The following is a 22,616-nucleotide window of genomic DNA, read 5'->3' on the forward strand; positions in this document are numbered from 1 at the left end:
TGCCGTAGTACGTCCACGGGAAGACCCGGGATGAGGTCCACGACAAGTGGGTGAGACTGCACCAGCAAGCCAGGGCCGGCCCGGTTGCCACGAACGTTCCACGGTGGCGAGCTACATGGCGTACTGGCTCGCCGAGATCGTGGAGCCGAACCTCGCCCCGCTGACCTATGCCACCTACGAAACCCTGAGTCGCCTCTACATCGTTCCGGGCCTCGGTGCCAACCGACCCGACGGCAGACAGTCCGTACGCGAGGTGCAGACCTGGCTCAACAAGGTCGCGAAGACATGCCAGTGCTGCGCCCAGGCAAAGGACGAACGCCGGCCGCCCAAGAACCGAAAATGCTGTGCGAGTGGCCGGTGCTGCCAGGACCGTCCCTCGGTCCGGACGGTCAAGGGAATCCGCGCCGTTCTCCGCTCGGCGCTTGCTCAAGCCGTTGTGGCGGATCTGGTCGTCAAGAACGTCGCGGCTCTCGGTTGCGCACGGCTGGCCATGCTCAGGACGACGGGAGCAGCGATGGCATTCCCGTGGACGCCGATTGTCCGACAGGAATGGCTGACAGTGTGACGCGTTCCCGACAGGATGGCGGGCGGCTTCTGGTCTGATTGCCGGCTGGCAGCGGGCCTATCGTGGCGGTCAGTACACCATCGCCGTCTTTCTGGACGACGGGGTGTGAGTATCGGGACGGTGGGCTATGGCCGAGACCCTCGATGAACCTCTTCCCCGTCTGTGGTCCGAGCCGTGGGCCGCGCAGGCGGCGGTGCAGGCCAAGGCCGTCCGCGCGCAGATGCAGGTAGCGCTCGCGGCCGAGCCGCCCGACCCCCGACGGCAGGCAGCGGCGGACGCGGTGGAGAAACTGCTCGCCGCGGTCGACACGGCCACCCAAGCGCAAGGCCGACGGCGGCGCAGGAGCCTGCTCGACCGGTGGCGGGGCGGTGCCGTCGAGCACGCCTACCAGAGCCTGCACGCGGCGAAGATCGCTCTCGTCGACCTGGTTGCGCCCGAAGACCTGGATGCCCTCACTCCCGGCGTGCTGGCCAAGTTGGAGACGTGCTTGCCGCCGGAGGATGTTCGGCGGCTGACGTTCGAGGCGTTGATCCGGCCCGACCCGCGCGTGGACCAGCGGGTCGACCGGATGCAGGGCCGGGTGCGCGCAGATGTTGCTCGACACATCGAGGCCAGGAAGCGGGCCCAGCTCAAGCAGGCGATGGAGATCGCATATGACGCGTCCGACCAGTTGCACGCGCGGGTGCGTGGATTCCGTAACGTGCTGCTGTTCGCCACCGCCTTCATCGCGCTGTTCATGACGGCGTTGGTGGTCGTGGTGGCCAAGAACCCCGACGCGATGCCGATGTGCTTCAAACCCAGCATCACCGCCCCCCAGGCGGCGCCCAACGGCCCCGCCACCCGCACCGTGTGCCCCAGCGGGGAAGACCCGCCGCTGGGGGTGCCCGACGCCGACCAGCCGCAACACCCCGAGCCGGGCGACGTGATCATCGTCGCCGGCCTGGGGCTGCTCGGCGGTGCGCTGGCTGCCGCGTTCGCCATTCGCAAGCTCCGCGGCTCGTCCACCCCGTACGGAGTGCCCCTCGCCTTGACCTGGCTCAAGGTGCCCACCGGATCCCTCACCGCGGTCGCCGGAATGCTTCTGCTTGGCGGAAACTTCGTACCCGGGCTGTCCGAGCTGGACTCCCAGCGGCAAATCCTGGCCTACGCGCTCGTCTTCGGCTACGCCCAGCAGCTGGCTACCCGCTTCATCGACGACCGGGCACAGTCACTGCTCAACAGCGTGCCCAGCACCGACCCCGAGGCCAAGCAGCCAACGCCGCCGACCAGAGGCGAACTACCGGTCACAGACGTGCCACCCGCCACCGTTGACGGCGCTCAGGAACGGCCCGAGGCCGTCCCGGCCACGGTCGAGCCCCTTGGCCCGGCCGGACCTGCGGGCCCGGCCGGACCAGATGATCCGGCCGAACCGGTGCCCGAGGAGCAGCAGCAGATAGCCGTGACGGAGGAGGCGGAGCAAGAGAGCCCTGATCAGGTGGAGGTCACCGAGGATCGGTCTGAGGACGGCGTGGTTGACGACGAGGACGTGACCCACCAGGACGAGGACGAGGATGCCGAGGAACTTGCCGGTGAGGCGGTGGAGTACGACCTCGGCGATGAGAAGCAAGGGGGTGCGTGATGGCGGTGCTCGCCGGGAACCTCGCAACGCTGCGTCAAGAGATCTACCGACGATGGCCGCATCACCAGAAGCGCTTCGACGGCTGGATCGGTGACGTCAGCCATCAGCGCCGCAAGTCCGACCACAACCCGGACTCGCGGAACGTCGTACACGCCATTGACGTCGACGTCAACGGCATCGACCCGCGCGCTCTGGTCCGTGTGGCGATCCGCCACCCCACCACGCAGTATGTGATCTTCAATCGAACCATCTGGAGCCGGACCCGCGGCTTTCAGCCTCGCAGGTACACGGGATCGGATCCGCACACCGGGCACGTGCACATCTCCGGCCGCTACGGCAGCGCATTTGAGAACAACCGCAGCGCCTGGGGTGTAGCCGCGGCACCGGCCCCCGCCGCGAGGGCTCCACAACCGGCTTCGCGGGCTCCGGCGCGCAGGCCGGCGCCTGCACAGCCGGGCAAGCCCGGTTCCCGGTCGCTGCGACCGACCCGGCCGCCGATGCACGGCTACGACGTTCTGTTCGTGCAGCGGTTCATCGGCGCCAAGCAGTGCGGCGTGGCGGACGGATTCTACGGCCCACGCACGGAGGCCGGCGTTCGCTGGTACCAGCACATGCGTGGCATCAAGGCCACCGGTGTCTGCGACGCCACCACGTTTCGGCACATGGGCATCAAGGTGTAACCAAGACAGCTCTGGTGCACCAAACGCGCGGATGGATCAGGCAATCGGCAGGCAAGTGTTCTGCCGCACCGTCGCCACCCGGAAGCGCTGAACTGCCGCGGGTTGCTGTACTCCGCTGTACAAGGCCGAAATGGGCCATCCGGAAGATCCCGAATGGCCCATGAGCTGCGTCGGGACGGCCGGATTCGAACCGACGACCCCTTTGACCCCCAGGACGGTTCGCCACACGTCCACGCGCGTCGCGCACACCATCCCCAAGATCAGGCCTGCCGCCGGCCTTTACAAACCGTACGTACGTATTGCTACGCTGACCGAGTGCTCCCGCCCCCTGGCAACGCCCGGATCCTGATCTTCGCGCACTTCGTGAACACCTTCGGCAACGGCGCCTATCTCACGACCAGCGCCCTGTTCCTCACTAGATCTGTTGGGCTCAGCCCAGCGCAGGTGGCGCTGGGCTTGGCAGTCGCCGCCGGGGTTGGCATGGCCTTCAGCACCCCGATGGGGTACGTCGCCGACCGCTACGGCGCCAAGCGCGTGATGCTCGGAACGCTGCTGCTACTCGCGGTCGCCTACGCCGGGCTGATCGCCGTCCGCGGCGTCGTGTCGTTCATCCTGCTGGCCAGCGTCATCGCGGTGGGCGAGGCATGCGCGAAGAGCGCCAATGGCGCGATGGTGGCCATCGCCGTCCCGCCCGAGCAGCGGTTGCCGCTGCGGGCATACCTGCGCTCGGCCAACAACGCGGGTATCGGGCTGGGCGCGCTGGCCGGCAGCCTGCCCTTGCTGCTGGACACCCGCGCCGCGTACATGGCGATGTTGCTGGGCAACACGGCCACCTTCCTGTTGGCCGCGGCGGTCTTGATCCGAGTCCGTCCGGCGGCGCCGATCCCTGCACGCCCGGGCGATCAGCCGCGCCTGATCGCCCTGCGCGACCGGCCGTTCCTCAGCTTCGCCCTGGTGGACGGACTGGTCGCGAGCCTCTACAACGAGATGCTCAGCTTCGCCTTGCCGCTCTGGCTCGCGCTGCGCGCCCACGCGCCGCTGTGGCTGGTTTCGGCGACCCTGCTGATCAACACGACGGGTTGCGTGCTCTTCCAGGTGCGCGCTGCCAGAGGCGCCGACGGGCCTGCGAGCGGGGCCCGGGTCGGCCGGCGAGGAGCACTTGTCGTCGCCGGTTCGTGTGTCCTGTTCGGTCTGACCGCCGACCTGCCGGTCTGGCTCAGCTGCTTAGTGGTGCTGGTTGCGGCGGCCGTGCACGTCCTCGGCGAGCTGTTCCTGTCGACCGGCACCTGGGCGGTCATCTTCGGTCTCGCGCCGGATTGGGCGCAGGGGCAGTACCAGGGCGCCTATCTCACGGGCCGCCAGATCGGCAACATGGTGACCCCACCGCTGCTGACCGCGCTCGTCATCGGCGGAGGCGGGCCGGGGTGGCTGGCGGTCGGCGCGATCTTCGTGGTCGCCGGGCTGGCTTACCCGAGGCTCGTCGGCTGGGGCATCCGCACCCGGGCCGTCGCCGTACCCGCTGGGGTCCGTCTTTGATGGAAAGCGAATCGAAGCAGCTGCGGCAGGGCCCGTTCTTTCTGTAGGGCACGCGCGAATGGAGGAAGACCATGAACGACGTCACCGGATTCAGGAACATCTCCCCGACCACCCTCGCCGACATTCTCGGACGCGAGCAGGTCATGAATATCGGCATTCGCCCTCTCTGGCCGTCGATCCGGCGAGTTGCTGGCCGGGCGTTCACCGTGCGGTGCCCTCCGGGTGACAACCTCATGCTGCACGCGGCGATCTATCGCGCGGAACCTGGCTCGATCATCGTCGTCGAAGCGGGTGACGTGGACTATGCGGTTGCCGGAGGAAACGTGTGTGCCGTCGCTCAACGTCGAGGGATCGCTGCATTCGTGGTGGACGGGGTGATTCGTGACCTGGTCGAGGTGCGCGAGATGGGCTTTCCCGTCTTTGCCAGGGAAGTCGTCCCTATCCCAGGGACCAAGACAGCCATTGATCCGCTCAATGGCCAGGTGCGGTGCGGCGGTGTGAATGTGAGTCCCGGCGACATTGTGGTGGCCGATGAAGAGGGCATTGTGGTCACTCCCAGCGCTCGTCAGGAGCAGGTGCTCCTTGATGCCAAGGCAAAGCTGGCCGAGGAGGCCGACGAATCCCTCGATGCATGGGAAAAGGCGCATCGCGCCCGCATCAACAAGATCCTTCGCGAGAAGGGCTTCGAACACTGATCGACGGGGGCTCTCGGTTGCGTCCCGCCGGTTGGCGTAGAAGCTGACCTGCTTCGGCGTGCCGCCGGGATAGAGGTGGGTCATCGCGTGAGTCTCTGTGTGAACGACCAAGAACACGCAGAGGACGGAGTACGCGATGGCCCTGGACCCATCTGCCTTGTTGGAGGTGCTGGATGCACTCAACGCAGCGGATGTGAATGATCGTGTCCGGCAGGCGGCGGAGACGATCTACCAGGCGTTGATCGAGGCTGAGTTGACCGCGGTGATCGGCGCCGCCCCGCACCAGCGCAGCGAGACGCGGGTGGCGCAGCGCAACGGCCACCCGGCCGCGGACCCTGACCACGACCGCCGGTGGCCGACCTGCACGGCGTGTCCACCCGCAAGGTCGACGACCTGGTCAAAGCCCTCGGTGCGGATAGCGGGATCTCCAAGTCGGAGGTGTCGCGGATCTGCGCCGACCTGGACGAGGAAGTGGGCGCCTTCCGGGACCGGTCCCTCGCCTCGGCCGCATTCCCCTACGTCTTCCTCGACGCGACCTACTGCAAGGCCCGAGTGAACCGGCGGGTGGTCCCCCAGGCCATCGTGGTCGCCACCGGGGTTCGGGTCGACGGCTGGCGGGAGGTCCTGGGCTTCGCCGTCGGCGACAGCGAAGACGGCGCCTTCTGGACCGCGTTCCTGCGCTCACTCAAGGCCCGCGGGCTGGCCGGGGTGCAGCTGGTCATCTCCGACGCCCACACCGGTCTCAAACAGGCCATCGCCGCGGTGCTGCGCGGCGTGGCAACGCTGCCGCTCGCTGCCTGACCAGATCCGTTGTCAGCACGACAACGAACCGGAAAACTGAACAGCGCACAGAGCCTCACGCAGGGGATCTACACCACGCCACGGGACGTGACCTCTCCGAGCGCCGACTGGTCGAAGAAGGTGTCGGCGGCGCGGAGGGCGGTGACGTCGCGCAGGACATCGCCTGGGCGGTTGGCGTAGCCGAGCAGCGCGCCGCCCCACCGCATGCCGAGGTACTCGGCGCTCAGGCGCAGGCCCGCCACCAGCGGGTCCGCCTTCGCCGGGTCCTCTTCGCTGATCGCGCTGACCGCCCACATCGTCCGGCCACGCATGTGTTCCCGGAAATCGGTGCGGGGGATCCGGAGCCAGCCAGCCCAGTGGTCGAGGTAGAGCTTCGTGGCGGCGCTGACGTTGTACCAGTACAGCGGGGAGGCGATGACCAGGTCGGTGGCGGCGAGCGTCTCGGCAAGCAGCAGCGCCTCGTTGCCGGTGGGCTGGGGGTAGCGGCCGTCGCCGCCGGCGTGCCGGATGTCGGCGAACGGGGCGAGCGGGTGCTCGTCCAGACGGAGCCAACGCTGCTCAACGCCGGCCGGTAGCGCGTCAGCCGCGCGCCGGGCCAAAAGTTCGGTGTTGCCGCCGCGTCGCGAACTGCCCAGGAGGAAGAGAAACCGCATGACCGCATCCCCATGTCTATCCGGGTAGATGTATCCGTGTGAAAGTATCCGAGTGGATGTAGTCTGGTCAAGAAGGGAGGCACCATGACCCAGACGACAGGGGCCGTGGCGCGGGCCGCCCGTTGGCAGGAGCTGAATCGCCTCCACGCGGCCGTGAGCCAGCGGCTGGAGCAGGCGTTGCGCGCCGGTCACGAGCTGACCCCGCCCGAGTACGAGATCCTCGCCGGCGTGGCTCGCAGCGACAGCGGCTGCCTGCGGATGCAACGGGCCGCCGAACTCGTCGGCCTGCCGCAGAGCACCACCAGCCGGCTGGTCGCCCGGCTGGAGAGCGCCGGCCTGCTGGAGCGCTACCTGTGCGACACGGACCGGCGGGGCGTCTACACGCAGATCACCCCGGCTGGGCGCGATGTTCAGGCGGCGGCCGCGGCCACGTACGACGAGGTGCTGCGCGAAGTGCTGTGAGCCCCACTCCGGCAAGGTGGCAGGTGCGGGACTCCGCTACTTGCCCGTCGGGTCGCATCCGCCACCCACAGCCGTTTCGGGGCGTCGGTGGTGAAGTTCCGGTTGACCGGGTCCGGCGCCGGATCGGCCTCGGGTTCTGCTTCGTGGAGCCGCCCCGCCAGCCCTTGTGCAGGAAACGCGCCCTGCATGTCGTGTTCGCGCATCAACCGCTCGACCCGCTTGCGTCCGACACGGATGCCACGCCGCCGCAGCGTCGCGTGCACACGCGGGCTGCCATACGTCTGCCCGGACCGGTCGTGGATGTCGACGATCTCCGACAGCAGCCGCCGGTCCTCGACCTCCCGCGGCCCGGGCGCGGCCTCGCGGGCCAGCCAGCCGTAGTAGGTCGACGGGGCGATCCTCAGGACCCGGATGACGGGCTCGACCCCGAAGCGGTCACGCAGCTCGTCCATGAGCGTCGCCGGGTCGGGTCGAGATCATGGATATCGGCCAGGCCCGGACCAAGCTGGGCTGGTCGCCCCGACACGACGCGCGGGAGGCGATCACGGCGTTCCTGTAGGACTGGCCTGGCGGGTGACCGATACCACCAAACCATTCTGACCGATCGGTCAGCCCTTAACCGATCGGTCAGGCATGCTGGGTCCGGAGGTGGAACGGCATGGCACGGGTGGCGCCGGAGATGCACGACGAGATCCTCGCGGCTGCGGCGCGGCGTTTCGCATTCGCGGGCTACAAGGGCACCTCGTTACAGGACATCGCCCGCGACGTGGGCTGCTCTAAGGCGGCGGTGCTCTACCACTTCCCCAACAAGGAATCCCTCCTGTTTGAGCTGATGGCCCCGGCGCTCGCGGTAATCCGGGCGTTCGAGGACAGCATCGCCGCCACGGCCGGTCCAGCCAGCGCGCAGCGGGTTGCCGTGGGGGGCTTCGTCGACCTCGCGGTCCAGTTCCGGCGGGAGATGGCCCTGCTGCGGGGCGAGTTTCGGGTGTTGCTCGAGAGCCCCGAGTTCGCACACCTCGAACGGTTCACCGACCGACTCGTCGACGCAGTAGCCGGGCATCCCGAACGCCCGACCGCCCGGATTGCCGCGCGGGTGATGCTCGCCGGGATCGCCGAGACGGCCGGCGACTTCGACGACGTACCCGACGACGAACTACGCGAGACGCTGTTGGCGCTGCTACGCCGGGCGCTCGAGCCCGCCGACTGACCATCCCGCCACGTCGGAGGACACGAGTTTGTGGCCGCCCTGCTCTACCGGCTCGGCCGGGCCTCGATGCGGTGGCGGCGGCTCGTCGTCGCGCTCCGGCTCGTCGCAATCGTCGGCCTCGGTCTGGCCGCCGGGACGCTGAACGGCCCGACGGCGCTTCAGCTGAGGCAATCGGTGCGGCGGTCGCCGCGATGGTCCTCGTGGTCACCTTCGAATCGCTGGTGGTGGCCGGGATGACCATGCTGATGATCGGCGGCGGTACGGTCAACCTGTTCGCGCTCACCGGCGTCGTCGAGCTAACCACCACTGCTCGATCCTCGCCCTGGTGGTGGGCATCGACGACTCGCTCTTCATCACCTCGCGTTACTGACGGAAGTTGCTCGGCGGAGCAGCGTTGAAGGCGCGGGTCTGCCAGCTGCGCCAGGAACGCAAACTCGGGACTCGCCGGCTCGGACCGATGCTCCGGATGTCCGCCTCGACAGTGCACGCCGTGTTGACCCGGCACGGCCTGCACCGCCTGGCCTGGCTCGACCGGCCGCCGGCGAGCCGGTCCGCCGCTACGAACGCGAACGGCCTGGCGAGCTGATCCACGTCGACGTCAAGAAACTCGGACACCTACGCGACGGCGGAGGCTGGCACATCGACGGCTGGGCAGCAGTCGACGCCCTAGCGTCGAGCGGCTTCGCGAGCTGAGAGCGTCAGATGATGGAGGGTCGTGAGGCCGGGCCCTCCCCCTGCTCGCCGGTGGCGGCAAGGTGCCTTCCTCGCTGAGCCGGTGCAGTGGTAGCGGCTCGTTGAGAGTGCATACCTGGTGGAGAAGGAGAAGGTAGGCATGCATGCTGCCGTCCAGGTAGGTGTAGCTGGACCTGCCCGCCGCGGCAATGCCATTCATGTCTTCCGGTCCGTCGACGAGTGCGCGCCGGCCGACGCGCCGGAAGGGCCACCCGCCCTGCCGGCACGCCAGGGTGCGGGGCGGGAGGCGAGAGCCTCACGACCCGCGGCAGTGGTCACGGCTTGAGGATCAGACGGATCGGGCTGCCCTCCTTCTTCACCAGCCGTTCGACGCCCCGGGGCGCCTCGGACAGCGGGAGCACATCGCTGATCGACCCGGAGAGGTCGAGGCGGTGGTGGCCCACCAGGGAGACGAGCTGCTCGACGTGCTCCGGTGCGCTTCCGTAGTGGCCGCGGACCTGCTGCTTCAGATAGCTGAAGAGGGTCGTCTGGTGGATGGTCAGCGGTTGGGGTGCCAATCCGACCAGGACCAGCCGGCCCTCGTTGGCGAGAACGGTCTGGGCCTGGGTCCAGACCGGCGGGGCGCCTGCCAGGTCGAAGGCGACGTCGAGGCCGCGCCCGCTGGTGATCCGGCGGACCTGCTCGGCGAAGTCGTCGGCGCCGGGGTCGAGAACGTGGTCGGCACCCAGGGCGAGAGCCCGGACCCGGGCCTCCGGGATCGGATCCACGGCGACGATGGGGGCAGCCCCGACGAGACGCAGCAGCTGGACGGCATGGGCGCCCAGACCGCCCAACCCCCACACGGCGACGGCCTGGGTGGGGCGCACCTCACCGGTGCCGACGATCGCACCCCAGGGGGTGGAGACCGCATCGGGGATAATCGCGGCCTGCTCCAGGGGAAGATCGTCGGGCACGCCGACGAGGGTGAAGTGGTCGGCGATTGCGTACTCGGCCCAGCCGCCGTCGTAGTCGACCCCACGGGTCAGCGGGTGCTGGCACTGGCCCACCCGCCCCAGGAGGCAGGGCGGGCAGGCGCCGCAGGGCTGGCCGGCCTGCAGCAGCACGCGCCGCCCGACCTGCCATTCGGCGGGCACCTGCGCCCCGACAGCGTCGATGACACCGGCGACCTCGTGCCCCAGCGTCACCTTGTCGACGCCAGTTTCCAGCCGCAGGCTCCCGTCGATGAGATGGACGTCGGACAGGCAGATGCCGGCCGCGGCGACCTTGATCCTCACCTGGCCCGATCCCGGCTGCGGGACGGGTACCTCCTCCATCGCGAACTCGCCCGTCTTGTAGTCGAGTCGGCCGGCAAGCATGGTGGACATGACATTCTCCTTGTCTCGCGGTGCGTGCGCTGACCCCCACCGCGCGGGGCTTGGGTGTCGGATGTGGCGCTCACGCGCCGTGCTGCCGAAGGGCGATCAGGCGAAGACGTCCTGCTGGTAGCGCCCGTCGGCCTCGAGCTGGTCGAGCCACTTCTCGGCGTCGTCGGCACTGCCACCCGTGTGGCTGCGGTAGATGCCGGCAAGTGCCTGCCGTACCGACGGGGCCATCCGCCGGCCGTCGCCGCAGACGTAGATATGGGCACCGTTCTCGATCGCGTCCCAGATGGCGTTGCCGTCGGCGATGATGGCGTCCTGGACGTACTTGTGCGGGTGGTCGGGCACGGTGGAGAACGCCAGGTGCACCTCGGCGACGCCGGCCTGCTGCCAGGCCTGCATCTCGTCGCGGTAGAACCAGTCGTGTCCCGGGTGCCGGCAGCCGTAGAACACCTTCGACAGGCCGACCTGGACACCGCTGGCCTGCTGGGCGGCGCGCTCCTCGAGGAAGCCGCGCAGCGGGGCGAACCCGGTGCCGGGACCGACGAGAATCATCGGCGTGGCCGGGTCGGCCGGCGGGTGGAACGGCGGGGACGGAACGCGGACGTACCCGAAGAACACGTCACCGGGTCGCAGCCGGGCCAGATACTGGGAGGCCAGCCCGCGGTACTCCCCGTCGCCGGACAGTGCCGGACCCTCCACCAGGCCGACGGTCAGTCGCGGCCGGTTCGGCGCGACGATGGCGGCCGAGGAGATGGAGTAGAACCGGGGCCGGATCGGCCCGGCCAGCTCCAGGAAGACGGCCAGCGGCAACTCGACGGCAGGGAATCGCTCCAGCAGGGTCAGGACCGAGACCCGCTTGGCGAGGATCTCGTCCTGGTAGCGCTGGCTCGCCTCGTCGGTGTCGTCGAGGTATCCCTGCAGCTGGCCGGCGGTCCACGGGCACTGGGTGTGCCCGGCCAGCGCCCGCAGGTGCGTGCGGGTGGCCACCTCCTCCAGCTCGACGAACTCCGTCAGCAACAGCTCCGCGGTCACGGGCGCATCGATCGGCAGGTGGTTGCCGGTGCTGGCGTCCTCGCGACGCAGCCGGACCACCTGGTCGCGGGGTACCCGCAGCAGCCGCAGCGCCCGCGCCACCAGCTCGGGGTCGTTCTTGCCGAAGACGGCCAGGTGATTGCCGGTCTCGTAGCCGACCCCGTCGGGCAGCTCGACGGTGATCGACAACGCCTGCGGGCGGGGCGCCTCCACGCTGAAGTCCCACAGCCCGGTCGGGTCGCCGACCAGTTCCTCGCTGGCCTTGACGGTGATCGGGTAGGCCTTCTCGGAGACCACTGCCGGGCGCACCTGCGCCTCGGTGAGGACCTCCAGCGACAACCGAGGGCCGATGGTGGCGCTGGTGTCCGCGCCGTACTGCTCGGCCAGCGCCGTCCACAGTGCGTTCATCCACGTGGTCGCCATGCCGTCGAAGTCGCCGTTCGCGTCGACCTCACCGCGGGGCACGATCGGCGTGGCACCGGCCGCCAGCAGCGCCGCCTCCACCCGCTTGGGGAATGCCTGGTAGGTGGCCCAGTGCGTGTTGCCGTTGCCGAGCACCGCGAACCGCACCTGCGACATCGATCCTGCGGTCAGTCCGCCGGCGGCGGCGAGGGCGTCGAAGCGCTGAGCGTTGTCGGGGGCCTTGCCGTTGTAGCTCGGCGTGGCCACCACGAGGATCCCGTCGCTGGGCGGGTTGTCGGCCAGTTCGTCCAGCGTGAGCACGGTGGTGTCGAAGCCCGACTGCTCGGCCCGGCCGGCCACCTGGCGCGCGAGATCCTCAGACGAGCCCAGGTTCGAGCCGTACGCGACGCGCAGCGTGACGCCGACGGCGTTCACCGCGACCGCCGCCGTGTGCGGCTGCGGCACCGCCCGCAGCTCGGTGTCGAATCGCTCGTACGGCTGGCGGGAGCGTACCCGCAGAAGGAAATTGTCCGGCTTGCGGGTGAGCGTCTCCTTGACCTTGATCTGGTAGTCGTTCGGATCAGTGATCGCGAAGTTCTGCAGGACCAGGGCAAGGGCGAGCCGGGCCTCGGTGAGGGCGAACTGCCGGCCGATGCAGGCCCGCTCGCCGTTGCCGAACGGCTTGTAGGCGTGCGGGTGGTGCTGGGAGATGTTCTCCGGCAGCCACCGGTCGATGTCGAACTCGGTCGGCCGGTCCCACGCCTTGGGGTGCTTGTGCAGCGCCGGAATGACGACCATGACCTGCTGGCCCTTCGGCAGTGCGTACCGGCCGCCGATCACCGTGTCCTCGTACGGCGCCAGGGCGATCGCGGGGATGGGCCCCCACAGGCGCAGGGTCTCGTCCAGGACCCGCGGGATCACGTTCAGCTTCATGATCGTCTCGTAGGTCGGCACCGTGTCACCGGGCAGCAGCCGGTCGACCTCCGCGTACGCCTGGGCCAACACGTGCGGGTTGCGCAGCAGCTGGTACAGGGCGTATGAGAGCAGACCGCTGGTCGTCTCGTGCCCGGCGATGAGGAACGTCACCACGTTGTTGCGGATGTTCTCGTCGGACAGCGGCTCGCCGGTCTCGGGGTCGACCGCGTTGAGCATGAGGCTGAGCAGGTCGCGGCGGTCATCGCCCCCACCGGCGCGGCGCTCGCGGATGACCTCCTCGACGAGCGACTGCATGACGCGCACGTTCTCCTCGAAGGTCCGAATCTGCCGGCGCCGCAGTGCCGTGACGAAGGGCGGCTGCTTCAGCCGGCCCATGGCCTCGTTCAGAGAGTCGGCCAGGGCCTGGAGGAACGGGTGCACGTCTTCGCTGGTGAAGGAATCGAAGCGGTAGTCGAAGCCGGTCAGCCCGATCGTGTCGAGGGTCAGCCGGGTCATGTCGGCGACCACGTCGAGGTCCTTGCCCTCGTTGCGCCGCCACTTGCCGACCAGCGCCTCGGCAACCTCGAGCATCTCGGGGAAATACGCCTTCATCGACCGTTGGCTGAACGCCGGCATGAGGATCCGGTGCGCCTTGCCCCAGTTGGGCTCGTCCCGCCTCGCGGTGAACAGACCGTCCCCGGCGATCGCCCGCACGTCGCTGTGCGGCTTTTCGATCGGCTTGTAGAAGCGCGACTCGTCGCACAGCTCCGCCACCAGGTCCGGGTCCGACACCAGGACGATCTCGCGGCCGGGCAGCGCGAGCCGGTAGATGCCCTCGGGGAACTGACCGGCCATCTCCTCGAAGAACGCCGCCGGCCCGTCGGACGGGATCTGCAGCGCGTTGCCGACGATCGGAACCCCGCGGGGGGCGGGGACGGTCGTGAGGTTGCTCGACACGTGGACTCCTTTCCTGAGGTTGCCGGCGATGACCGGCCGATGGATCCGGGTGCCGGATGTCAGCCATACGCTGTATGGCTACTGCTACCATACGGTGTATGGCTACAACCGGACAGGCCCCAAGCGGCCGAGGAGACGGACGTCTCACCGAAAAGGGCATCTACACCGCGGCGCTCCGGCTGATCGATGCCGACGGCATCGGCGCGCTGAGCATGCGGAAGCTGGCCGCGGTGCTGGGGGTGAACCCGATGTCGCTCTACCACCACGTGCCGAACAAGGCCGCGCTGCTACGCGGCGTCAAGAACCTCGTCGCCGCGCAGTTCCAGCCGCAGGTCGACGGTGGTAGTTGGCAGGAACAGCTGCACCGGTTCGCGAGAGACTTCCGAGCGCTGGCGCATCGGCACCCCAACCTCATCGTGTACAGCCTGGCCAGCCCGGACTTCATCGAGCCGGAAGACCCGTTCTGGACCGGGCTGACCGGCATCCTCGGCAGCGCAGGCGTCCCGGCCGCCGAGCTCGCCCCCGTCGGAGCGGTCCTCACCAGCCTCTTCTCAGGCCTCCTTCTCGCCGAGGGCAACGGAACCCTCGGTCGCCTCGCCGCCATGCAACCTGCACCGGCACGGGCGGCATCGGCCACTGCATCGCGCGCAGACGCAGACAGCGATGGCAGTTTCGAGTTCGCGATCCAGACCCTCATCGCGGGCCTCGAGGCGCGCCTTTCCTGACGACCGTCGGCTCACTTTGACTTTGGCATGTCAGGCAAAACATGCTGGTAGCGGGCGGAGTGGCATCCGCCTCGGTCGCGGGCATGGACGGATGCACGGTGGCGCTAATCGGGTACAGCCGGCGAGTCGCCCCGCGAAGTCGCCTGCGGAGGGCGAGCAGTGGGTCGAGGTGGTCCGGGCCCGTGACAGCAAGAACCCGCCGCGCCGCCGGTCGTCTTGTGGCTGGCGCCCGCGGCGCGAACCACGGGAGTCCTGGTTGGCCCCGTTGTCTGCTTCCGCTAGAGCCTGGTCCGTTCCGGGTGCATCCCGTCGACCATCTTGTGCCCCGGCGCATTGAGGCAGTGCGACCCTGGCTGGGCTCCGCACATCGGGCACGGCCGCCACTCCTGGACCGGGCCGGCGTCGTGACCCAAGGTCATGGCGATCTCGCTGATCTCGTCGGCCAGTTCGTGCAGCCTCGGGTCGCGGTGCCGGACGGCAGCCCTGTGGATCTCTTGAACCGACTGTCGCGCCCGCTCCAGGTTGCGCCTTGCCGATGCGCCCGGATCAGAAGACATATGCTGCGGCTTCCCGGGAGGGCCGGGATGAAACCGGCCAATCCGCGACTGCGGTCGCAAGCTTCCGGTCAGCGGGGAGTGCCCGCTCCCAGGCAGTGGCCACTCGCGGCAGCAATCAAGGGCCACATACATCCATAGCCACTTGAAGCCGTCCGCGCACCGCCGACGCTTGGCGCGGGTCCCTGAATTCTGACCACCGCGTTCGGTCTGAATGCGCCTGAAACCACGGGGGTAAGTTTCCGACGGAGCGGGTTCGCGCTGGCCTTCGTCGGCATCGTGCAGCTCTGGCGCGTCTACTTCTTCCGGGCCGGCCTGGTCCTGCCGCTGGCCATCACCGCCGCCCGGGATCCGACCCGGCAGTCGGTGGCGGCCGCCTTGACTCATCTGGTCATGATCTCCGGTGTTGTTCTCACGGGAGCCGGCTTCGAGCTTGACATCATCGAGCCCACCGGTCGGCCGGAACCGGACTGGCTCGTGGCCATCCTCGGCGGTCCGGCACTCTTCCTGCTCGGGCGGGCCTCCTTCGAACTGAAGGTATTCGGCCGGATCTCCCGGTCACGTTTGATCGGGCTCCTCGCCCTCGGCGCGCTGATCCCGGCCGTGTGGCATGCTTCCCCGCTGGTCGCCGGCGCCGGCGCCACCGCCGTGCTGGCCGGAATCGCCATCGTGGACGCGTGGCGCGCCCGCTGGGGCGCCACGCGCTCCGCTGATGTGATCCAGCGAAGACGCACAGGTTCTTGAACTTCGCCTCCTCGGAAGATCAGCTTCGGCTGAGATCGAGGGCGATGTCCAGGATCATGTCCTCCTGCCCGCCGACGAGCTTGCGCCGGCCGACCTCGAGCAGGATGTCCCGGGCGTCGAGGCCGTACTGCCGTGCGGCGGCTTCGGCGTGACGCAGGAAGCTGGAGTAGACGCCGGCGTAGCCGAGGGTGAGGGTTTCGCGGTCGACGCGGACAGGTCGGTCCTGCAGCGGACGGACGAGGTCGTCGGCTGCGTCCTGGAGGGCGAACAGGTCGCAGCCGTGCTGCCAGCCCTGCACGGTGGCCACGGCGATGAACGGTTCGGTCGGACAGTTGCCGGCGCCAGCGCCGTGTCCGGCGAGTGATGCGTCGACGCGGGTGGCGCCCGCCTCGACGGCGACGAGGCTGTTGGCGACGGAGAGGGACAGGTTCTCGTGGGCGTGGATGCCGATCTCGGTGGCGGGGTCGAGGACGTCCCGGTAGGCGCGAACCCGGTCGCGGACGCCATCGAGGGTGAGCCGCCCCCCGGAGTCGGTGACGTAGACGCAGTGGGCGCCGTAGGACTCCATCAGCTTGGCCTGGGCGGCGAGCTTATTGGGCTCGGCGAGGTGGCTCATCATGAGGAAGCCGGAGACGTCCATGCCCAGTTCGCGGGCGGTGGCGATGTGCTGGGCGGCGATGTCCGCCTCGGTGCAGTGGGTGGCCACGCGGACCGACCGTACGCCGAGGGCGTGGGCCTGTTTGAGGTCGTGGATGGTGCCGATGCCGGGCAGCAGCAGGGTGGTGAGGCGGGCGCGGGTGACGGCGGCCGCGGCGGCTTCGATCCACTGCCGGTCGGTGTGGCTGCCGGGTCCGTAGGTGAGGCTGCCGCCGGCGAGCCCGTCGCCGTGGGCGACCTCGATGCCGTCGACGCCGGCGGCGTCGAGGGCGGTGACGATCCGGGTGACGTCGGCCGGAGTGATGCGGTGCCGGGTGGCGTGCATGCCGTCGCGCAGGGTGACGTCCTGGATGAACAGGCGGCGGGCGATTGTGGTGGTGGTCATCGGATCGCTCCCTGGGCTGCGGCGAGGCGCTCGGCGACCCGGAGTGCCGCGGAGGTCATGATGTCGAGGTTGCCGGCATAGGCGGGGAGGTAGTGGGCAGCGCCTTCGACCTCGAGCAGGACGCTCACCTTGGTGGTGACCGGGGTCGTGTCGTCGGGCAGCAGGGTGTGGACCGGTTCGTCCGGTGCCAGGGGGGTGAACTGCACGGGCTGCTTGAGCCGGTAGCCGGGGACGTATGCGGCGACCTCTGTGATCATCTGCTCGATGCTCGCCCGGACGGCGTCATGGTCCGCGGGGCCGATGAGGCACTGCACGGTGTCCCGCATGATCATCGGTGGCTCGGCGGGGTTGAGGATGATGATGGCCTTGCCGCGGCGGGCGCCGCCGACCTGTTCGATGGCGGCGGCCGTGGTCTCGGTGAACTCGTCGATGTTGGCGCGGGTGCCGGGGCCGGCGGACCGGGAGGCGATGGAGGCGACGATCTCGGCGTACGGCACGGGCGTCACCCGGGCCACCGCCGCGACGACGGGGATCGTGGCCTGTCCCCCGCAGGTGACCATGTTGAGGTTGCGCGCGCCGAGGTGCGCGTCGAGGTTGACGGCGGGCACGACGTACGGCCCGATCGCCGCCGGGGTCAGATCAACGAGCGTCTTGCCGTACGGGGCGAGGGCGGCGGCGTTGGCGTGGTGCGCGCCCGCCGAGGTGGCATCGAAGATCACGGCGATGTCGGCGAAGTCGGGCATCGCGATCAGGCCGGCGACGCCGTCGGCGGTGGTGGGCACGCGGAGGCGGCGGGCCCGGGCGAGGCCGTCGGAGGCCGGGTCGATGCCGACCATGGCGGCCATCTCCAGCGTGTCCGATAGTCGCAAAACTTTGATCATCAGGTCGGTGCCGATGTTGCCGGAACCGATGACCGCGACCTTCGTACGCGACATCAGCTGCCGCCTTTCGTGACGGGGGTGGCGAAGGTGGCCTCGACGCTGCCGAGGCCGGTGAGGTCGGCGCGGACGTGCATGGCGTGGGTGACCGGGACCATCGGCCCGAGTGCGCCGGAGAGCACGACCTCGCCGGCGCGGAGCGGGTCGCCGTGGGCCAGGGCGGTGCGCGCGAGCCAGGCGAGGGCCTCCAGCGGGTCGCCGAGGCACGCCGCGCCGGAGCCGGTCGAGGCGGGGACGTCGTTCACGTACATGGTCATCTGCACCGCCGCTGGTTCGACGGCATCGAGGGGAAGCCGGTTGGCGCCGAGGACGAACAGTCCGCTGGAGCCGTTGTCGGCGACGGTGTCGGCGAACCTGATGTCCCAGCCGGCGATGCGGCTGTCCACGATCTCCAGCGCGGCCACCGCGTAGGCGACCCGCCAACGCACGGAGACGGCGGTGACGCCCGGGTCGGTGACGTCGTCGGCGAGGACGAAGGCGACCTCGGCTTCGACGCGGGGTTGCAGCAGCCGGTCGAGACGGATCGGCGCGGACTGCGCGCAGGCCATGTCGTCGAAGAGCATGCCGAAGTCGGGCCGGTCGACGCCGAGTTGACGCTGCACGGCCGCCGAGGTGAGCCCGACCTTGCGCCCGACCGCCCGCCCGCCGTCCCGGATCCGGGCCTCGGTCAGCCGGCGCTGGACGGCGTAGGCCAGGGTCTCGTCGTCCGGGCCGATGAGGTCACGGACCGGCGGGCACGGCGTGCGGGTCTGCGCGGCGGTACGCAACCGGCGGTAGGCGGCGGCGACGGGATCGGTGGTGCCGTCGGTCATGGGGTCTCCGTGGCCGGGCTGCCGCCGGTCAGGCGGGTGAGGGCGTCGTAGAGGGCGCGGGCGTGCAGGTCGAACAGCGGCCTGAGGTCCACGCTGTCGCCGCCGATCTCCTTGGCGATGAAGAGCCCGTCGGCGCCGGCGATGGCGTACGTGGCGACCAGGTCGATCGCGTCGCGGTCGGCGTCCGGGGCGAGCGTGGCGAGTACGGTGGCGAGCCGCGCGCGGGCGACGTCACGGACCTGCAGGAACATGCGGCGGGCGCTGGGCTCCTCGGGACGGCGCTCGAGGGTGAGCATGAGCCCGAGGCGGAGGAAGTCGGGCGAGTCCAGCAGGGTCTTGGCGACCTGACCCGCCAGCGCCGTGACGCGTTCCAGCGCGGGGTCGCTGTCGTCGCCGGGGAGGGTGAGCGCGTCGGCCCAGATGTCGAAGCTGCGCTCGATGACGGCGGCGATGAGGTCGTCCTTGTTCTTGAAGTGCCAGTAGATCGAGCTGGCGGGCAGGCCGCACTTTTCGCTGACCAGGGCGATGCTGGTGCCGTCGTAGCCACGCACGCCGGCAACCTCGGCGGCGGCGTCGAGGATGCGGCGGCGGGACTCCTCGCCGTTGGCCCGGCGTTTGCGTTCGCTGCGAGATTCCGTCATCGCACCCTTCCCAGGTTTCCGGCTGATGTCTTGACGATGTCAGCAGTGAAGCTTACCGTAGCGGCCACTACAACTGTAACGCTCATTACATTAACAGGGTCGGGCTGCGGGAGGTCACGTGAGCGTCGAGGAAATCACCGCCGATCAGCGCTTGGTGCGGGTCGGTGCGCGGGATGTCGCGGTCACCGAGCGGGGAGCCGGCCAAGCGGTGGTGCTGCTGCACGGCGGCGGGCCGGGAGCCTCCGGAATGTCGAACTACGCCCGCAACGTCGACGCCTTGGCCCAGCGGTTCCGCGTGATCGTGCCGGACCTGCCCGGCTACGGCCGGTCCAGCAAGGAGATCGACCAGTCCGATCCCTTCGGTGACCTCGCCGCCGCCGTTCGCGGCCTGCTCGACGCGCTCGGCATCGATCGTGCCCACCTGGTCGGGAATTCCTACGGCGGGGCCGCCGCGCTGCGGCTCACGCTGGACCGGCCCGACCGGGTCCGGCGCCTGATCCTCATGGGCCCGGGCGGGATCGGCACGACCCGACGACCGCCGACGCCCGGCTTGAAGCAACTGCTCGCCTACTACGGCGGCGAAGGCCCCACCCGGGCGAAGCTCGAACGGTTCATCCGCGACTACCTGGTCTACGACGGCACCGCCGTCCCCGCGGACACGATCGAGGAGCGGTACCAGGCGAGCATCGACCCGGAGGTGGTCGCCAACCCGCCGCTGCGGCGCCCCGCCGGGCTGCGCACCCTGTCGCGGATGGATCTGCTGCGGGACAAGCGGCTCTCCCGGGCCGCCACGCCCACGCTGGTGCTGTGGGGCGCTGACGACAAGGTCAACCGGCCGTCCGGCGGCCGGCTCCTCGCCAAGCGGATGTCCCACTGCGACCTGTACCTGGTCGCCAGGACCGGCCACTGGGTGCAGTGGGAACGCCCGCACCTCTTCAACTCCCTCACCGCCGCGTTCCTCTCCGAGGAGTCCAAATGAGCGTCTTCGGCAAGGTCCACCTGGGTTACCTGTGTATCGAGACCACCCGGTTCGGTGACTGGCGCCGCTTCGGCGCCGACGGCGTCGGCCTGCACGTCGACGAACTCGACCACGACCACATGCGCTTCCGGCTGGACGACCACGAGTGCCGCCTGCTGCTGCAGCGGGGCCCCGCCGAGGACGTCACCACGGTCGGCTGGCACGTCGACGACCACGAGGCATTCGACGACATCGTCGCCCGCATCACCGCCCGCGGCGTCACCGTCCAACAGGGCCACGACGAGGAAGCCGCGCTGCGCGGCGTGCAACGGCTGGTGCGCTTCCCCGGCCCGAAGGGCCTGGTCCAGGAGTTGTACACCACTCCGGTCACCACCACCGCCCGGCTGCACATGCAGGCCAGCGGCTTCGTCACCGGCGACGCCGGCATGGGGCACATCGCCATCACCTCACGGCGCCCGGACGCCATCCACCGCTACTACGACAACCTGCTCGACGCGCGGCTCAGCGACTTCATCGTCGAGACGATCAGCAGGGTGCGCTTCCGGATCCGCTTCCTGCGGGTCAACGGCCGCCACCACTCCGTCGCCGTGGCCAACACCGAGGGCCTGCGCGTCGATCCGATCCGCACCGCGATTCAGCACCTCAACACCCAGGTCGCCATGTTGGACGACGTGACCACCTCCTACCAGCGCCTCAAGCAGCTCGGCTTCACCATGGCCCTGGGCATCGGGCAGCACACCAACGACAAGGAGCTCTCCTACTACGTCCGGACGCCGTCCGGATTCGAGTGGGAGGTCGGCTGGAATCCGATCGTCGTCGACGAGGCCACCTGGGAACCCACCACCCACCAGGGGATCAGCATCTGGGGGCACACCCCCGAGGGCCAGACCGTCATCGACAAGCTCAACCAGTTCCGCCACGGCGCGGCCTCGCTGCGCCGCGCGGAGATCACCGTCCCGGCACTGAGCGGAGCCACCGCATGAACACCCAACAGCACGACTACGACGTCATCATCGTCGGATACGGCCCGGTCGGCGTCACCGCCGCCAACCTGCTCGGCGGCACGGGCGTACGGGTCGCCGTGGTCGAGCGCGACGCAGCGATCTACCCCCGTGCCCGGGCGATCTCCACCGACGAGGAGGTACTCCGGATCTGGCAGGCGATCGGCCTCGCGGAACGGCTCAAGGAGGACATGCTCGCCGGCCGGCCGATCGACTTCGTCGACGCCCGCGGCCGGTCGTTCCTAAGCCTCGCACCGGCCCCTCGGGGCAACGGGCACCCGCCGCAGCTGTTCATCTATCAGCCGGCCATGGAGCAGGTCCTCCGCGACGGCGTACGCCGCTACCCGAACGTCGAGGTCCTGCTCGGCCACGACTGTGAACTCGTGGAGCAGGACGGCGACGGCGACGGCGTCACCGTCACCGCACGTGACCTGGCCGACGACACGGTGCGTACCTTGCGGGGGGCGTACCTGATCGCCGCCGACGGCGGCTCCAGCCCGATCCGGACCCGGCTGGGCGTCGGATTCGACGGCCGCACCTACCACGACCGGTGGGTCGTCATCGACACCAAGGTCAAGCGGGGCTGGGACACCGTCGACCGCCTCCGCTTCCACTGCGACCCCGCCCGGCCCGCCGTGGACTGCCCGACCCCGCTGGGCCACCACCGCTGGGAGTTCCCCGTCCTGCCCGGCGAGGACGAGCAGGATCTGCTCAGCCACGACTACATCTGGCGGCTGCTGCGCCGCTACGGCCGGACGCCCGACGAGGTCGAGATCCAACGCGCGGTCATCTACAGCCACCACGTCCGCTTCGCCGCCCAGTGGCGCATCGGCCGGATCTTCCTCGCCGGCGACGCCGCACACGCGATGCCGCCGTGGATCGGCGAGGGCATGTCCTCCGGTGTACGCGACGCGGGCAACCTGTGCTGGAAGCTGGCCGCGGTGCTGCGGGGTGACCTACCCGCCGACATGCTGGACAGCTACGAGGTCGAGCGCAAGCCACACGTGCGGGACATGACCGCGCAGGCGGTCCGCTTCGGACGCGTCATCACCGAGCGGCGCCCCGGCCTCACGGCTTTGCGCAACATCGCGTTCCGCGTCGTCATGCGGGTCCCCGCCATCCGCGCCTACATGCAGGAGGCGAAGTGGTTCCCGGACACCGTCTACCGGAAGGGCCTGTTGGACCGCGGCGTTGGCAACGCAGCGGTGGGCAAGCAGCTCCCGCAGCCCTGGGTCCGCACAGAAGGCGGTGACCGGGCCCGTCTCGACGACGTGCTCGCCGGTCGGTGGGCGCTGCTGCACACCGGCCCGGCCAGGCAGTGGCCAGCCTGGGCAGCCGGCGGAGTTGCATGCCTGCAGGTACTGCCGGCCGGCTCGACCCCCGCGCCCGGCACGATCACGGACGACGAGGACGTGCTCATCCCCTGGATGCGCCAGCACCGTGCCGCCGTGATGGCACTGCGCCCCGACGTCGTCGTCTACGCCGCTGCCGCCGGTGACGCCGACCTGCCCCGCCCGCCGTTCGTCAATGCGCCCCCCGATGCCGGTCGGCGAACAGGCGCCCCCGCCCGCCGCGACGACGACGTCCTGACCTGACCGGACCC

The 22,616-nt window shown here is 69.7% G+C and carries 20 protein-coding genes and 4 pseudogenes; 15 read left to right on the plus strand and 9 right to left on the minus strand.

All coding sequences use genetic code 11. From position 1 onward, the window contains the following. Positions 1-8: 8 nt before the first annotated feature. The 6 genes and pseudogenes from ACZ6S5_RS25995 to ACZ6S5_RS26020 form a co-directional block, all read left to right on the plus strand. Positions 9-472, plus strand: a pseudogene (locus tag ACZ6S5_RS25995) (site-specific integrase); the annotation flags it as partial. A gap of 220 nt (positions 473-692) precedes the next feature. After that, complete coding sequence (locus ACZ6S5_RS26000) at positions 693-2,183, plus strand: hypothetical protein (protein WP_466004519.1); 1,491 nt, start codon at positions 693-695, stop codon at positions 2,181-2,183. Continuing rightward, positions 2,183-2,863 carry a peptidoglycan-binding domain-containing protein gene (locus ACZ6S5_RS26005; protein WP_466004521.1) on the plus strand — a complete coding sequence of 227 codons (681 nt, stop codon included), beginning with the start codon at positions 2,183-2,185 and terminating at the stop codon, positions 2,861-2,863. Before ACZ6S5_RS26000 ends, ACZ6S5_RS26005 begins: the two co-directional genes overlap by 1 nt. A gap of 315 nt (positions 2,864-3,178) precedes the next feature. Further along, positions 3,179-4,399 (plus strand): MFS transporter, encoded by a 1,221-nt coding sequence (locus ACZ6S5_RS26010; protein WP_466004523.1) that lies wholly within the window; start codon positions 3,179-3,181, stop codon positions 4,397-4,399. Positions 4,400-4,470: 71 nt separating this feature from the next. Further along, the gene (locus ACZ6S5_RS26015; protein ID WP_466004525.1) at positions 4,471-5,094 is read left to right on the plus strand and encodes an RraA family protein; all 624 of its coding nucleotides are present in this window, start codon (positions 4,471-4,473) and stop codon (positions 5,092-5,094) included. Between the two features lie 136 nt (positions 5,095-5,230). Beyond that, a pseudogene (locus tag ACZ6S5_RS26020) lies at positions 5,231-5,884 on the plus strand (IS256 family transposase); the annotation flags it as partial. A gap of 79 nt (positions 5,885-5,963) precedes the next feature. Here ACZ6S5_RS26020 and ACZ6S5_RS26025 read toward each other — a convergent pair. Next, positions 5,964-6,548 (minus strand): flavodoxin family protein, encoded by a 585-nt coding sequence (locus tag ACZ6S5_RS26025; protein WP_466004527.1) that lies wholly within the window; start codon positions 6,546-6,548, stop codon positions 5,964-5,966. A gap of 84 nt (positions 6,549-6,632) precedes the next feature. Here ACZ6S5_RS26025 and ACZ6S5_RS26030 point away from each other — a divergent pair, with 84 nt between their 5' ends. Continuing rightward, entirely contained in the window at positions 6,633-7,010 is a 378-nt protein-coding gene (locus tag ACZ6S5_RS26030; protein WP_466004529.1) for a MarR family winged helix-turn-helix transcriptional regulator, read from the plus strand. Here ACZ6S5_RS26030 and ACZ6S5_RS26035 read toward each other — a convergent pair. Beyond that, positions 6,959-7,462, minus strand: coding sequence for an IS3 family transposase (locus ACZ6S5_RS26035; RefSeq protein WP_466004531.1), 504 nt, complete (start codon positions 7,460-7,462; stop codon positions 6,959-6,961). The two genes, ACZ6S5_RS26030 and ACZ6S5_RS26035, sit on opposite strands and share 52 nt — an antisense overlap. 206 nt (positions 7,463-7,668) lie before the next feature. Here ACZ6S5_RS26035 and ACZ6S5_RS26040 point away from each other — a divergent pair, with 206 nt between their 5' ends. The 3 genes and pseudogenes from ACZ6S5_RS26040 to ACZ6S5_RS26050 all read left to right on the plus strand — a co-directional run. Beyond that, positions 7,669-8,217 (plus strand): TetR/AcrR family transcriptional regulator, encoded by a 549-nt coding sequence (locus ACZ6S5_RS26040; RefSeq protein WP_466004533.1) that lies wholly within the window; start codon positions 7,669-7,671, stop codon positions 8,215-8,217. Positions 8,218-8,363: 146 nt separating this feature from the next. After that, a pseudogene (locus ACZ6S5_RS26045) lies at positions 8,364-8,584 on the plus strand (MMPL family transporter); the annotation flags it as partial. A gap of 36 nt (positions 8,585-8,620) precedes the next feature. Next, positions 8,621-8,859: pseudogene (locus tag ACZ6S5_RS26050) on the plus strand (IS481 family transposase); the annotation flags it as partial. A 365-nt stretch (positions 8,860-9,224) separates the two neighbouring features. Here ACZ6S5_RS26050 and ACZ6S5_RS26055 read toward each other — a convergent pair. Both ACZ6S5_RS26055 and ACZ6S5_RS26060 read right to left on the minus strand, forming a co-directional pair. After that, entirely contained in the window at positions 9,225-10,274 is a 1,050-nt protein-coding gene (locus tag ACZ6S5_RS26055) for a zinc-binding dehydrogenase (RefSeq protein ID WP_466004535.1), read from the minus strand. Positions 10,275-10,370: 96 nt separating this feature from the next. Beyond that, positions 10,371-13,577, minus strand: a complete 3,207-nt coding sequence (locus tag ACZ6S5_RS26060; RefSeq protein WP_466004537.1) for a bifunctional cytochrome P450/NADPH--P450 reductase — start codon at positions 13,575-13,577, stop codon at positions 10,371-10,373. A 98-nt stretch (positions 13,578-13,675) separates the two neighbouring features. On the opposite strand from ACZ6S5_RS26060, the gene ACZ6S5_RS26065 reads away from it, so the two are divergent. Continuing rightward, positions 13,676-14,302: a TetR/AcrR family transcriptional regulator gene (locus ACZ6S5_RS26065; RefSeq protein WP_466004539.1), complete on the plus strand. Its 627-nt coding sequence runs from the start codon at positions 13,676-13,678 to the stop codon at positions 14,300-14,302. A gap of 278 nt (positions 14,303-14,580) precedes the next feature. On the opposite strand, the gene ACZ6S5_RS26070 is transcribed toward ACZ6S5_RS26065, so the two are convergent. Beyond that, positions 14,581-14,991: a zinc finger domain-containing protein gene (locus ACZ6S5_RS26070; protein ID WP_466004592.1), complete on the minus strand. Its 411-nt coding sequence runs from the start codon at positions 14,989-14,991 to the stop codon at positions 14,581-14,583. A 126-nt stretch (positions 14,992-15,117) separates the two neighbouring features. Between ACZ6S5_RS26070 and ACZ6S5_RS26075 the strand changes: the two genes are divergently transcribed. Next, complete coding sequence (locus ACZ6S5_RS26075; RefSeq protein ID WP_466004593.1) at positions 15,118-15,600, plus strand: low temperature requirement protein A; 483 nt, start codon at positions 15,118-15,120, stop codon at positions 15,598-15,600. A gap of 19 nt (positions 15,601-15,619) precedes the next feature. Here ACZ6S5_RS26075 and dmpG read toward each other — a convergent pair whose 3' ends face one another. From dmpG to ACZ6S5_RS26095, 4 genes are read right to left on the minus strand one after another with little or no spacing between them, the layout of a single operon-like run. Next, positions 15,620-16,642: a 4-hydroxy-2-oxovalerate aldolase gene (gene dmpG, locus ACZ6S5_RS26080; RefSeq protein ID WP_466004540.1), complete on the minus strand. Its 1,023-nt coding sequence runs from the start codon at positions 16,640-16,642 to the stop codon at positions 15,620-15,622. Further along, positions 16,639-17,577 (minus strand): acetaldehyde dehydrogenase (acetylating), encoded by a 939-nt coding sequence (locus ACZ6S5_RS26085; RefSeq protein ID WP_466004542.1) that lies wholly within the window; start codon positions 17,575-17,577, stop codon positions 16,639-16,641. Before ACZ6S5_RS26085 ends, dmpG begins: the two co-directional genes overlap by 4 nt. Then, complete coding sequence (locus ACZ6S5_RS26090) at positions 17,577-18,392, minus strand: 2-keto-4-pentenoate hydratase (RefSeq protein WP_466004544.1); 816 nt, start codon at positions 18,390-18,392, stop codon at positions 17,577-17,579. Before ACZ6S5_RS26090 ends, ACZ6S5_RS26085 begins: the two co-directional genes overlap by 1 nt. Continuing rightward, positions 18,389-19,033 (minus strand): TetR/AcrR family transcriptional regulator, encoded by a 645-nt coding sequence (locus tag ACZ6S5_RS26095; protein ID WP_466004546.1) that lies wholly within the window; start codon positions 19,031-19,033, stop codon positions 18,389-18,391. The genes ACZ6S5_RS26090 and ACZ6S5_RS26095 overlap by 4 nt, the downstream gene beginning before the upstream one ends. A 118-nt stretch (positions 19,034-19,151) precedes the next feature. On the opposite strand from ACZ6S5_RS26095, the gene ACZ6S5_RS26100 reads away from it, so the two are divergent. The 3 genes from ACZ6S5_RS26100 to mhpA are packed head-to-tail and all read left to right on the plus strand — an operon-like array spanning position 19,152 to position 22,608. Continuing rightward, positions 19,152-20,012 carry an alpha/beta fold hydrolase gene (locus ACZ6S5_RS26100; protein ID WP_466004547.1) on the plus strand — a complete coding sequence of 287 codons (861 nt, stop codon included), beginning with the start codon at positions 19,152-19,154 and terminating at the stop codon, positions 20,010-20,012. Beyond that, on the plus strand, positions 20,009-20,995 hold the full coding sequence (locus ACZ6S5_RS26105; RefSeq protein WP_466004549.1) for a VOC family protein: 987 nt from the start codon (positions 20,009-20,011) through the stop codon (positions 20,993-20,995). Before ACZ6S5_RS26100 ends, ACZ6S5_RS26105 begins: the two co-directional genes overlap by 4 nt. Then, complete coding sequence (gene mhpA / locus ACZ6S5_RS26110; RefSeq protein ID WP_466004550.1) at positions 20,992-22,608, plus strand: bifunctional 3-(3-hydroxy-phenyl)propionate/3-hydroxycinnamic acid hydroxylase MhpA; 1,617 nt, start codon at positions 20,992-20,994, stop codon at positions 22,606-22,608. The genes ACZ6S5_RS26105 and mhpA overlap by 4 nt, the downstream gene beginning before the upstream one ends. Positions 22,609-22,616 lie beyond the last annotated feature (8 nt).

The sequence above is a fragment of the Micromonospora sp. NPDC051924 genome (assembly GCF_055586005.1).

Coding starts and splice junctions, on each gene's coding strand:
- ACZ6S5_RS26055 (WP_466004535.1), bottom strand. CDS start 10,274: ATGTCCACCATGCTTGCCGGCCGACTCGACTACAAGACGGGCGAGTTC.
- ACZ6S5_RS26070 (WP_466004592.1), bottom strand. CDS start 14,991: ATGTATGTGGCCCTTGATTGCTGCCGCGAGTGGCCACTGCCTGGGAGC.
- ACZ6S5_RS26065 (WP_466004539.1), top strand. CDS start 13,676: ATGGCTACAACCGGACAGGCCCCAAGCGGCCGAGGAGACGGACGTCTC.
- ACZ6S5_RS26090 (WP_466004544.1), bottom strand. CDS start 18,392: ATGACCGACGGCACCACCGATCCCGTCGCCGCCGCCTACCGCCGGTTG.
- mhpA (WP_466004550.1), top strand. CDS start 20,992: ATGAACACCCAACAGCACGACTACGACGTCATCATCGTCGGATACGGC.
- ACZ6S5_RS26005 (WP_466004521.1), top strand. CDS start 2,183: ATGGCGGTGCTCGCCGGGAACCTCGCAACGCTGCGTCAAGAGATCTAC.
- ACZ6S5_RS26040 (WP_466004533.1), top strand. CDS start 7,669: ATGGCACGGGTGGCGCCGGAGATGCACGACGAGATCCTCGCGGCTGCG.
- ACZ6S5_RS26030 (WP_466004529.1), top strand. CDS start 6,633: ATGACCCAGACGACAGGGGCCGTGGCGCGGGCCGCCCGTTGGCAGGAG.
- ACZ6S5_RS26095 (WP_466004546.1), bottom strand. CDS start 19,033: ATGACGGAATCTCGCAGCGAACGCAAACGCCGGGCCAACGGCGAGGAG.
- ACZ6S5_RS26085 (WP_466004542.1), bottom strand. CDS start 17,577: ATGTCGCGTACGAAGGTCGCGGTCATCGGTTCCGGCAACATCGGCACC.
- ACZ6S5_RS26105 (WP_466004549.1), top strand. CDS start 20,009: ATGAGCGTCTTCGGCAAGGTCCACCTGGGTTACCTGTGTATCGAGACC.
- ACZ6S5_RS26035 (WP_466004531.1), bottom strand. CDS start 7,462: ATGGACGAGCTGCGTGACCGCTTCGGGGTCGAGCCCGTCATCCGGGTC.
- ACZ6S5_RS26015 (WP_466004525.1), top strand. CDS start 4,471: ATGAACGACGTCACCGGATTCAGGAACATCTCCCCGACCACCCTCGCC.
- ACZ6S5_RS26025 (WP_466004527.1), bottom strand. CDS start 6,548: ATGCGGTTTCTCTTCCTCCTGGGCAGTTCGCGACGCGGCGGCAACACC.
- ACZ6S5_RS26000 (WP_466004519.1), top strand. CDS start 693: ATGGCCGAGACCCTCGATGAACCTCTTCCCCGTCTGTGGTCCGAGCCG.
- dmpG (WP_466004540.1), bottom strand. CDS start 16,642: ATGACCACCACCACAATCGCCCGCCGCCTGTTCATCCAGGACGTCACC.